The sequence below is a fragment of the Tenacibaculum sp. MEBiC06402 genome (assembly GCF_049239625.1).
Lineage (GTDB): Bacteria > Bacteroidota > Bacteroidia > Flavobacteriales > Flavobacteriaceae > Polaribacter.
The window spans coordinates 22,991-35,130 of the sequence record NZ_JBMKKT010000095.1 but is presented as its reverse complement, the minus strand read 5'-3'; the positions used below and the strand labels follow the sequence as shown (position 1 = coordinate 35,130).

The window sequence follows — 12,140 nt, the reverse complement described above, 5'->3', positions numbered from 1 at the left end:
CCTATGCCACACAATAAAAAGACTAAGATTGTAGCAACATTAGGTCCAGCTACTAACACCAAGGAAATCCTAGCCGAAATGGGAGCTTCTGGTGTAAATGTATTTAGGATTAATTTCTCTCATGCAGATTATGACACTGTTAAGGAGAGAATTCGCCAAATAAGGGAAATTAATGAGGAAAGAGGATACAATGTAGCAATTTTAGCTGATTTACAAGGTCCAAAACTTCGTGTTGGGGTTATGGAAGATAATGTAGAAGTTAAAGCTGGAGACACTTTTATTTTCACTACAGAAGAATGTATTGGAACTAAAGAGAAAGCCTATATGACTTATCAACAGTTTCCAAAAGACGTAAAAGCAGGAGAAAATATTCTTGTTGATGATGGAAAACTTCAATTTGAGGTTATTTCTACAGACAAAACTTCTGAAGTTATAACCAAAGTAATTGTCGGAGGTCCTTTGAAATCAAAAAAGGGCGTAAATTTACCTAATACGAATATATCACTACCTGCACTAACCGAAAAAGACAAAAAAGATGTTGTTTTCGCCTTAAAGCAGGAAGTAGATTGGATTGCGCTGTCCTTTGTTAGAAATCCAGAAGATTTACGAATGCTTCGTGATTTAATCAAACAAAAATCTCGTTATAGAGTACCAGTAATTGCCAAAATTGAAAAGCCAGAAGCTGTTGAAAACATTGATGCATTAATTCCTTATTGTGATGGATTAATGGTTGCTAGAGGTGATTTAGGTGTTGAGGTACCTATGCAAGATGTACCATTAATTCAAAAGATGCTTGTTAGAAGAGCTAAAAAGGCCCGTATTCCTGTTATTATTGCTACTCAAATGATGGAAACTATGATTGAAAATAGTGTACCAACAAGAGCAGAGGTAAATGATGTAGCGAACTCGATAATGGATGGTGCCGATGCAGTAATGCTTTCTGGAGAAACTTCTGTGGGTAAACACCCTATTAGAGTTATACAAAAGATGACAGAAATTATTGGTAGCGTTGAGTTTTCTGATTTAATAAAAGTTCCGGTAGAAGCACCACATATTAGAACAAACCGTTTTATTACAAAGTCTATATGTTATCACGCGGCTTTAATGGCTGATGACATTAAAGCTTCAGCTATTTCTACTTTAACCAACAGTGGATATACAGCATTTCAGATTTCTGCCTGGCGACCAAAATCTCATGTAATTGCCTTCTCTTCAGAAAGGAGAATTTTAGGAAAATTAAACCTTTTGTGGGGAGTTAGAGCTTTTTATTACGATAGAGAATTAAATACTGATGATACTATTAAAGATCTTAATGAAATTATAAAAGAAAAAGGATTTGTAAAATCAGGTGAATTTGTAATTAATTTAAGCTCTATGCCAGTTGAAGAAAAAGGTATGGTGAACACGCTGAGAGTCTCACAAATAGATTAAATTCAAAAACCAAAACTAAAAAAGCCCATAAAATTAATTTTATGGGCTTTTGTTTTTATTAAAAGTAAAACTCTAAACTTCTATATTAATCTGCTAGAATTATAACTTTATTATCTTTCATTTCAAGTGTTCCTGAATTAATAGTAAAACTCAACTTTCCGTCGTTATCCTTATTAAATCTATCTTCGAATTTCTCATCTATAGAAGCGTTATTAGCCTCTACTCGAATCTTTCCAGATGTTAATACAGAAACAATAGGTGCGTGATTGTTCAAAATCTGAAATTCTCCATTTAAACCAGGCACTGCAACTGATGTTACATCAGATGAAAAAATTACTGCTTCAGGTGTTACGATTTCTAAAAACATTATATCAATTGTTTTTATTAATTATTAAGCTTCCGCTAACATTTTCTCACCAGCCTCAATAGCATCTTGAATAGATCCTCTTAAGTTGAAAGCTGCTTCAGGATACTTATCTAACTCACCATCCATAATCATGTTGAATCCTTTAATAGTATCTTTAATATCAACTAAAACTCCTGGAATACCAGTAAACTGCTCAGCTACGTGGAATGGTTGAGATAAGAAACGTTGTACACGACGTGCTCTGTGAACTACTAACTTATCCTCTTCAGATAATTCTTCCATACCTAAAATAGCGATAATATCTTGTAACTCTTTATAACGTTGTAATAACTCCTTCACTCTTTGTGCACAATTATAGTGCTCATCTCCTAAGATTTCTGGAGTTAAAATTCTTGAAGTAGAATCTAATGGATCTACTGCAGGATAAATACCTAACTCAGCAATTTTACGAGATAATACTGTAGTTGCATCTAAGTGAGCAAATGTTGTTGCTGGTGCTGGATCCGTTAAATCATCCGCAGGTACATAAACTGCCTGTACAGATGTAATAGATCCTTTTTTAGTAGATGTAATACGCTCCTGCATTGCTCCCATCTCTGTAGCTAATGTTGGTTGGTATCCTACGGCAGATGGCATACGACCTAATAAAGCCGATACCTCAGAACCTGCTTGAGTAAAACGGAAAATATTATCAACGAAGAATAATACATCTTTACCTTGATCTTCTCCTGCTCCATCACGGAAATACTCAGCTATTGTTAAACCAGATAAAGCAACTCTTGCACGTGCTCCAGGTGGCTCATTCATTTGTCCGAATACGAAAGTAGCCTTAGAATCTCTCATGGTATCTTTTTCTACTTTCGACAAATCCCATCCACCTTCTTCCATAGAATGCATGAAATCATCTCCGTATTTGATAATACCCGACTCTAACATCTCACGTAATAAATCATTTCCTTCACGAGTTCTTTCACCTACACCTGCAAAAACAGATAAACCTCCGTGTCCTTTTGCAATGTTGTTAATCAACTCCTGAATTAATACTGTTTTACCTACACCTGCTCCTCCAAATAATCCAATCTTACCTCCTTTTGCATAAGGCTCAATTAAATCGATAACTTTAATACCTGTAAATAATACTTCAGTAGAAGTTGATAATTCTTCAAACTTAGGCGCTTGACGGTGAATAGGCAAACCATTGCTACCCTCTTTAGGTAAATCACCTAAACCATCAATTGCATCTCCTGTTACATTAAATAAACGTCCATAGATATCCTCTCCTATTGGCATTTGAATTGGATTACCCGTAGCTACTACTTCTTGACCTCTTTTAAGACCATCAGTAGCATCCATTGAGATTGTACGAACAGTATCTTCACCAATATGTTGTTGAACTTCTAAAACTAATATTGAACCATCAGCTTTTTTAATTTCTAACGAATCATAAATCTTTGGTAATTCGGCATTTTCTGTATTGAACTCAACATCGATAACTGGACCAATAATTTGAGAAACTTTACCTGTTATTGTAGACATTACTTTCTGTAATTTAGTTATTGTATTTATTAAGTGATGTTTATCCCACTTTTCAGAGCGCAAAGGTAATTTTTTTATAACAATATAAAAAGTCTTTGTATAATATTTTTTTAAAAAGAAAAAAGCCTTGCAAATGCAAGGCTTTCTTTTAATTATATTTCGGTATTGATTACTTCTTTAAGTTAATCTCTACACGTCTGTTCTGTGCTCTACCAGCTCTCGTTTTGTTAGTAGCGATTGGGTAATCCTCCCCTAAACCAACAGAACTTAATCTGCTTGCAGGAACTCCACCTTTACCTGTTAAGTAATCTAAAACAGCTTTAGCTCTTTTCTCAGATAATCTTTGGTTAGTTGAAGCAGCTCCTTGGCTATCAGTATGACCCTCGATGTTGAAGTTAGCATCTGGATATTCTTTCATGATTCCAGCGATTAAATCTAACTTTCCAGTAACACCTGGTCTGAATGAAGATCTTCCAGAGTTGAAGTAGATAGCTCTTGCGAACTCATCTAATTTCTTCTTAGCCTCTTCAGTGATAACTGGCTTAGGCTCTGGACATCCTTGTCTTGAAGCAACACCAGGAACGTCTGGACACTTATCTACGTTATCCTTAACACCATCGTTATCTTTATCTCCCCAAGGACATCCTCCGTTTTCAGCAGGACCAGCCTCGTTTGGACACTTATCTTTGTTATCAGCGATACCGTCACCGTCAGCATCTGGACAACCGTTCATTGCTTTTGTACCAGCAGCGTTTGGACAAGCATCATCTTTATCTGCGATACCGTCACCATCAGCATCAGGACAACCGTTTAACGCAGCAATACCAGCTTCGTTTGGACAAGCATCATCAGAATCTTTGATTCCATCTCCGTCAGCATCAGGACATCCGTTGAATTCTTTTAAACCTGCAACTTCTGGACAAGCATCATTCTTGTCGTATACACCGTCTCCATCAGTATCTTTTCCACCGAAACGGAAAACTAAACCAAGAGAGTGTTGGAAGTGATCTTGTACTTTATCAGCAAATTCTTTTTTACCACCAGTTTGGTAGTTAACACCGATGTTATCGTTGAACCAGATGTTAAACCCATAACCCATGTTAAGAGTTCCTTCGCTTCCTTCAACGAAATTTCCAGCATCCATTCTTCCGAAGTCAACAAAACCTCCACCAATGTAAACATAAGGATCAAACCATCCTGTGTCTCCAAATAAGTGATTTAAATCCCACTTAGCTACTAAATCAATAGACCAGTAAAGCTCATCGATATCTTCGCTACTAGCGTAAGTTTTAACTTTGTTTATAGAACCTGCTAACTGTAAAGAAAACCCATCGTTCAAGTATCTGTCGATACTAATTCTCGAAATTGATGGTAAAGTGTTATCTCCCCACTCACCAGCTCCGAAGAAATCTTTCACGTGGTCACCAAATTCTGAGGTAGTTCTAACATCAATAGTGTTAATACCGAAACCTACAGCCCAAGGGTTGTTTTCGTCTTGCGCATTAACATTACCAAATGTTAAGAACGCAACAATAGCTAACATAGCTAAATTTTTTAATTGTTTCATTATCAAAAATTTAAATTAAAAGTTCGTTTATATATAACGCAAATGTAAGTTCTTAAAACTTATTTACAAAAGCAAATCTACAAAAACTTATAAAAAAAACAAGTTTTTGTTCTTCTATTTACTAAATAACGTTTAACTCTTTTCCTACTTTTATAAAAGCATTTATAGCTTTATCTAAGTGTTCTTTATCGTGAGCAGCAGATAATTGAACACGTATTCTTGCTTGACCCTTTGGTACTACTGGATAAAAGAACCCAATTACATAAATTCCCTCTTCCAATAATTTATCTGCCATTATTTGAGAAAGCTTTGCGTCGTAAAGCATTACAGGCACAATAGCTGCATCTGCTCCAACTAAATCAAAACCAGCCTTCTCCATTTCTGATCTAAAGTAGTTTGTATTCCATTCAAGTTTATCTCTTAGAGAAGTGTCATTCGATAACAAATCGAACACTTTTAGCGAGGCTCCAACGATTGCTGGTGCTAATGAATTTGAAAATAAATATGGTCTAGAGCGTTGACGTAAAATATCGATAATTTCCTTTCTACCAGTTGTATAACCTCCCATAGCACCGCCTAAGGCCTTACCTAATGTTCCTGTTACAATATCCACTCTACCTAATACGTTTTTAAGCTCTAAAGTTCCTCTTCCGGTAGCTCCTATAAATCCAGCAGCGTGACACTCATCAACCATAACTAACGCATCATACTTTTCTGCTAAATCGCATATTTCATCTAGCTTTGCAACGATTCCGTCCATAGAGAAAACACCATCCGTTACAATAATCTTAAACCTATGATTTTGTTTATTTGCTTCAATTAATTGTTCTTCTAAAGAAGCCATATCATTGTTATTATATCGATATCTGGCTGCTTTACATAAACGAACACCATCAATAATTGACGCATGGTTTAAGCTATCTGAAATAATTGCATCATCTTTTGACAATAAAGGCTCAAAAACTCCTCCGTTTGCATCAAAAGCCGCTGCATACAAAATTGTATCCTCAGTTTGATAGAATTCTGCGATTTTAGCCTCTAATTCTTTGTGAATATCTTGAGTTCCACAAATAAAACGAACAGAAGACATTCCGAACCCATGTGTATCCATCACATCCTTTGCTGCTTGAATAACTTCTTTGTTATTTGAAAGTCCTAAGTAATTATTTGCACAAAAGTTAATTACCTCTTCTCCTGTCGAGATTTTAATAACTGCATCTTGAGAAGAAGTTATTATTCTTTCACTTTTATATAATCCAGCCTCTTTAATATCCTGAATTTCTTGTTGTAAATGTTCTTTGATTTTTCCGTACATGGTATAGTTTGTTTGCGATGTAAAATTAGTCAATTTCTTTAACTAAAACTTCATCATTTATATAGACAAGTATTTTTTTAATGATTTTAAATTCTAGGCTTTCGAGCTCATCAGCATATTGTTCTAACTGGTTTACATGAGTTACACTCTCAACACCTGTTTTGTAATCTATTATAGTTACATTTTTGTTTGAAAAAACCAATCTATCAGGTATAATTATATCATTATTCACTGTCAAAATTTCTTTCTCATTGAAAGCAATAACTTCGTTGGAAAAATAATCTTTTAATAACGGATGATCTACAACATTTACAATTAAACTTTTAATGCTAGAAAGTAACTCCGTTGACAAGTCACCCTGCATTGTATAGAAATGAAAGACTCTTTCAATATCTGACTTTATGTAGATTTCTGAAAGAATAGCGTGGACTAAATTTCCATACTGGATAGATTTTTCTTGGTTTGTATCCCATAATTTTGATGCGCTAGCAAGTAACACTATATTATGTCTTTGCCAAGCTGTAGTTATAAACTTTTCTTGAATCTGAACTTGTCTTTGCTGAATTAATTTTTCACTAAATCGAAGGCTTTCACCAAAATGATATTCGTTCTCAGTATCTAACCAAAGCCCCACATTTTTTAGAAATGAAATAAAAATTCCAGAATAGTAATTAGTATTCTCACCTGACTTCCCGATTTTCTTTTCCGTTATAATATGTAATTGCTCAACAGCTCGAGTTAAAGCGACGTAAAGTAAATTAAGATTATCTAACTCTAATTCTTGAATCTGTTGATTATACATCTCAGTTCCTCTACTATTAATATTAGCAAGCGATTTATTGAAATCGATAAATAATGATTTGAATCCATCAAATGTCTCAGGTAAACCATCAAACCAAACTTTTGGTTTAACTTGTCGGTATATGTCCAAATCATAAGGGAAAATAACAACAGGAAATTCTAAACCTTTAGATTTATGAATTGTCATTATATGAACTGCATCTGCATCTTCAGAAGTTACAATACTCAACACTTCTTTTTTAACATTCCAGAATTCAATAAAATCATTAACATCATTTCCTTTATTCTGTTGATCCAAAACAACATCTAGAAAAAACTGGACATAAGCATCCGAACTTAATAATAAATTAAAACTTCGGATAATATACTCTATCTTATCATAAAAAGGTAATTCAAAATAAATATTCAAATTGAAGTCAACCGAAAAAGACTGCAACTCATTAAAAAAAGTATTGATATCTGTTTTGATGAATACATCATAGAAACTATGAGCATCTTTATCAATAGTTAAATGCTTATGTAAAAAGTATAGAATTTCGAACTTCTTTTCTTCATTATCAAACTGAAGAATTAATTGAATAATATTAGCTATGAAATTAACTCGTTCATTATTTTTAAGCAATAATGTTTCAGAAGATATAATTGGAATTCCTTTTTCAGATAAATAATTTGCAACTTGAATTCCTTCGCTCTTTTTTCTGACTAAAACAGCAATTTCATTTAAAGAATATTGTTGTTTTAACTCAGTAATTTTTTCAAAAACTTTTTTAGGATACTTTTCTTCTTCTACACTTTTATCTTCCTGTTTTTCTAAAAAACTTAATGATACATATCCTCCTTTTTTCGAATTATTTAATTGCTTATTTCCGTCAACAAACAACTGCTTATAATCTTCATTGTTCAAAAAAGAACTCACATGTTGAAAAAACTGATTATTAAAATTAACAACCTCAGAAAAACTTCTATAATTAGTATCTAATAAATTGATGCTTTTATTTACCTGAAATATTTTATGGTTTTCATTACTTAAGTTAATAAATTGTTCTGCTTTTCCTCCTCTCCAACGATAAATAGCTTGCTTTGCATCACCAACTAAGAGTAAACTACTATTTTCTTGGGCAAGTGCATTATCAATTAACGGAATTAGATTTTCCCATTGTAATACAGAAGTATCTTGCATTTCATCAATGAAATAATTCATGAATCGTTGTCCAAGGCGCTCATAAATAAAAGGAGTAGGTTGATTTTTTATATTATCTGAAATCAACTGATTGAACTCTGCATTTAATCTAATATTATTTTCTTCTTTCAGATGTTGTAATTCTGAATTTATAGAATTTAAAACAGCCAAAGGAATTAAACTTTTTAATACTAGATTATTTAAAAGATAAGTACCATAATATTCTTCATATAATCGTTTCGATTCATAATACAGCTCTTTAAAATCATCATACAAATCCTCAATAGTACTTTTAGCTTCAGCACTTGCTTTTCCAGCAAATAGGTTTTTATCTAGTTCAAAATTTTTATTGATTCTTCCGTCAAATTTTAAATCACCATCTTTTAAAAACTTTAATCTCAATAACTTTTCAAAGTGTTTCGGCACTTCTCCGCTATATGAGAAATCAGAAAACTCTAAGCCGTTGTTTTTGACTAATAACAATGCCTTGTCAGCTACTTCAGTAAATAAAGATTCAATTTGGTTGTTCGCCTTAACAAGTTTTTCCTTTAAGCTGAAAAAGTCATTAATTGACTTATCTGCTAAATTTCTAAAATGTTGAACATCATTTTCATTTAATAAAATTTTTGAAAACTCTTTTAATTCATAAGAAATATCCCAAGATTTATCTTCATCTATTTTAGACAAAGAAAAATCTATTAAAAGATTCGTCAACTCTTTGTTGGTTCCAATTTTAGAAATCAATATATCAACGGCTTCGTTAAGCAATGAAACCGCATCCATTTCAACTTCAAAATTGAGTGTTAAACCTAAATCGTGCGCGAAGTTCTTGATAATCTTATGTGTAAAACTATCAATCGTTGTAATGGAAAAAGCCGAGTAATTCTGTAGAATAGCATCTAATATTTTAGTACTTCTTTCTTTTACAGTTGCTTTATCTAAAGTGGTTTCCTGTAATATCTGCCCGATAATATCATTTTCAACTTCTTCTGCAGCATCTGAGAGTGATTTCATTACACGCTCCTTCATTTCACCAGCTGCTTTGTTGGTAAATGTTATGGCTAATATTTTCTGAAAGTAAAATACATCACTCGATTGCAGTACCACTTTTAAGTACTCTTTCACTAACGTAAATGTTTTACCACTACCTGCAGATGCATTAAATATTTGAAATGAAGGACTTACTTGCACAACTAAATTTTTATGCAAGTTAACTAAAAAAACACCCTAACTCGTAAGGTGTTTTTTAAAAATATTGAGCTTTTATAGACTAAGTATTTCCTTATTAATTCTAATAAAATCGTTGTTCTTAGCTTTTTCAGATAACCTCAAAGCTCTTTTCGCAACTTTCTTTGCTCTACTAATCTCATCCAAATCTTTTAAAATTAAAGCTTCACGTGTAACTTGAAAGAACAATGCTTTTTCTGAGGAAGTAACTTTTTGAATATATTCTAACGCCTTTGGCAAGTCAGTTTTGGTTTCATGAAGATAAAGTGCGGCTCTAAAATATTCGGAATTACTTGGACCAGCTAAGGTTTTATTGATAGAATTAACTATTTCTAATTCTTCCGGAATCTTTATTGAAATTTCAACTCGAGCTGTTTCCCATTCAATAAATAAATCTGAACCGTGCAATGAGTTATTTTGAAATCTCATTGAAAATGTTTCTACAACTTCTTTTAAATCTTTTACCAGAACTTCCATTGTCTTATAAGGATTTTGTTCTTTGTAATCATTCCAATTTGAGCTAGCATATTTATACCATTTTACTTTCCACTTATCTTTGCCTGGAACAATCAGTAATGTATAATCACCTTTTTTAAATTGTTCTCCATTTATAAGTAAATCTTTTGAAAAAGATAATTTAGTAGCTGTATTTGCACCAGTTCTCCAAACCTCCCCATAAGGTAATAATCCACCAAAAATCCTCCTTCCTTTTTTACTCGGACTAGAATATTCTATGGTTACTGTTGATAATCCTATATTCTGACTTAGCTTAGTTTTTGGACTTAAACTTGGGACTTTTAATTGCGCTAGCAAACCAGCGTTCACAAACATGAACGCCATTATTATATATGTTTTCATTCTTATTGTTTTTGATTAAAATATGCCGATGGAGAAACTCCCATCAAGCTTTTAAAAGATTTATTAAATGTTGTTTTGGAATTGAAACCCGCTTCTTGGGCCAATCCAAAAAAAGTAAGTTGTTTTCCTTTTTCACTTTTTGCTAAATCAACAAATTCTTTAATTCTGTAGTAGTTTACATATTCAAAGAAATTCATCCCGATATTTTCATTTAATAATCGTGATAATTCCGGACCATGCACTCCTAACATTTGAGCTAATTCTGTTTTCAATAATTTAGCGTTTAAGTATGGTTTTTTCTCTAGCATTAATTTTTCTAATGCTAGTTTTAAACGATCTAAATCTTCATGAGTTAATTTTGATTGATGATACTTCTTAACTTTTACATCTGGAATAGATTTCAACACCTCAGGTTTTAGCATCATGTAATAACTAATAAATAGAATTACGAACGTTAGTACAATCCAGATATAAGGTCTTGCAGTTCGTTCAATCATTGGAAAACCTAAGAAGTTTGTTATGAATAAAATCAGCCAGATTAACATACAAAAGCCAGTTACAATCAAAAAATGATGGACAAACTTTATATGAGGTACAAATGAAGACTCATTTTTGAAACTATCTGAGAATTTTTGAAAACCTTTATACGCCTTTATCCAGTACAATATATTCACTACTAAACCAATAGCGTGACACCAGTAAATAACCGTCATTAAATCAATAGACTTATTTCGTTCTATTTGATATTCACGTGATGGAATAATGAAATATCCTGTAATAAATAATGAATATACAATACCTGGGACATAGTACTGTAAACTAGCTTTTGTAAACTTTTCTTTGAACAAAGTAGATTGTACAAATAAGAAAATTGTAGGTCCAAATAAGAGCGCAGAAAACTCCGACATTGCCATTAATTTGAAACTTCTATCGAACAAATCAATACTATGTAATACTTTACCAAACAATCCTATAGTTAGAATTACAATCAATACCAATAAAAACTCATTGATTTGATTACGCCTTTTCAAAGACACTATAAAAATAAATATAAGTAATAAACTTTGAAAAAAACCAAAGTACACGAGTTGTTCAAGAATTTGTTGCATTTACTTTTTTCTTTTTTGAAAATTAATCAATTTGAAATTGATGTACATTTGATAATCTTGCATAGCTAGACAATGGATACTTCTTGGAAAAAGATTCAAACTGTTCATCAGTTTCCCATTCTACAATAGATATAATATCTGGCTTGTAATAATATCCCGTTGGCGACTCTCCTTTTTCTAATTTCAAAACAACTTTCCCTCCATTTCTTTTCACGCTATTTTCCCACACTTTATAAAAATCAGTTTTATCTTTTTTCTTTTTCCAAAACGAAGTTACCACATTGAACTTATTCTTATAAATTGAAAAATTTACATCATTTTTAACTTCAAAATATGCTAAACCAAAGTATGGAAATAAATCTTTTCTCTGCTTATGAAAATCTGGAACTTCTTTATCTATTATTCTTAAAAATTCCTTTCTTTTCTTAATATCGCTCCACTTCCCAAAAATAAAATTAACTGGCAAATGACTTCCCATCATTAATTTTTTAGTTCTAAATCCTGATTGTGGTTGATAAGTTAATTTAGAAGCAACAGGAAACGCTGTTTTTTTATACCTATCAAACAATTTTTTATAATTGTTCTTTGTCCCCGTTACAAGAAGTATATCTAATACTTCTCCTTTTTTAAACTGAAATGCTTTTTTTCCTGTTTGAGCTACTCCTTGATAACAGCAAACACATAAAAAAGCCAATTTGATTACTAATAACTTCATGTTTTCAAATTTTAAATTATTTCACAAAGCAACT

The 12,140-nt window shown here is 32.3% G+C and carries 9 protein-coding genes; 1 reads left to right on the top strand and 8 read right to left on the bottom strand.

The window, feature by feature from the left end; genetic code table 11:
• Positions 1-3 precede the first annotated feature (3 nt).
• Complete coding sequence (pyk, locus tag ACOSP6_RS08420) at positions 4-1,431, top strand: pyruvate kinase (RefSeq protein ID WP_422095083.1); 1,428 nt, start codon at positions 4-6, stop codon at positions 1,429-1,431.
• 85 nt (positions 1,432-1,516) lie between these two features.
• Here pyk and ACOSP6_RS08415 read toward each other — a convergent pair whose 3' ends face one another.
• From ACOSP6_RS08415 to ACOSP6_RS08380, 8 genes are all read right to left on the bottom strand, one after another.
• The gene (locus ACOSP6_RS08415; RefSeq protein ID WP_422095082.1) at positions 1,517-1,798 is read right to left on the bottom strand and encodes a F0F1 ATP synthase subunit epsilon; all 282 of its coding nucleotides are present in this window, start codon (positions 1,796-1,798) and stop codon (positions 1,517-1,519) included.
• A 24-nt stretch (positions 1,799-1,822) separates the two neighbouring features.
• Entirely contained in the window at positions 1,823-3,334 is a 1,512-nt protein-coding gene (atpD, locus tag ACOSP6_RS08410) for a F0F1 ATP synthase subunit beta (protein WP_422095081.1), read from the bottom strand.
• 169 nt (positions 3,335-3,503) lie between these two features.
• Positions 3,504-4,901 (bottom strand): OmpA family protein, encoded by a 1,398-nt coding sequence (locus tag ACOSP6_RS08405; RefSeq protein ID WP_422095080.1) that lies wholly within the window; start codon positions 4,899-4,901, stop codon positions 3,504-3,506.
• Between the two features lie 121 nt (positions 4,902-5,022).
• The gene (kbl, locus tag ACOSP6_RS08400) at positions 5,023-6,216 is read right to left on the bottom strand and encodes a glycine C-acetyltransferase (RefSeq protein WP_422095079.1); all 1,194 of its coding nucleotides are present in this window, start codon (positions 6,214-6,216) and stop codon (positions 5,023-5,025) included.
• 25 nt (positions 6,217-6,241) lie between these two features.
• Positions 6,242-9,406 (bottom strand): UvrD-helicase domain-containing protein, encoded by a 3,165-nt coding sequence (locus tag ACOSP6_RS08395; protein ID WP_422095715.1) that lies wholly within the window; start codon positions 9,404-9,406, stop codon positions 6,242-6,244.
• A 54-nt stretch (positions 9,407-9,460) separates the two neighbouring features.
• Positions 9,461-10,282: a DUF2911 domain-containing protein gene (locus ACOSP6_RS08390; RefSeq protein ID WP_422095077.1), complete on the bottom strand. Its 822-nt coding sequence runs from the start codon at positions 10,280-10,282 to the stop codon at positions 9,461-9,463.
• Between the two features lie 2 nt (positions 10,283-10,284).
• A complete protein-coding gene (locus ACOSP6_RS08385; RefSeq protein WP_422095592.1) occupies positions 10,285-11,319 on the bottom strand; it encodes a helix-turn-helix domain-containing protein in 1,035 nt (344 codons plus the stop codon).
• Positions 11,320-11,413: 94 nt separating this feature from the next.
• Positions 11,414-12,106 carry a hypothetical protein gene (locus ACOSP6_RS08380; RefSeq protein WP_422095076.1) on the bottom strand — a complete coding sequence of 231 codons (693 nt, stop codon included), beginning with the start codon at positions 12,104-12,106 and terminating at the stop codon, positions 11,414-11,416.
• Positions 12,107-12,140 lie beyond the last annotated feature (34 nt).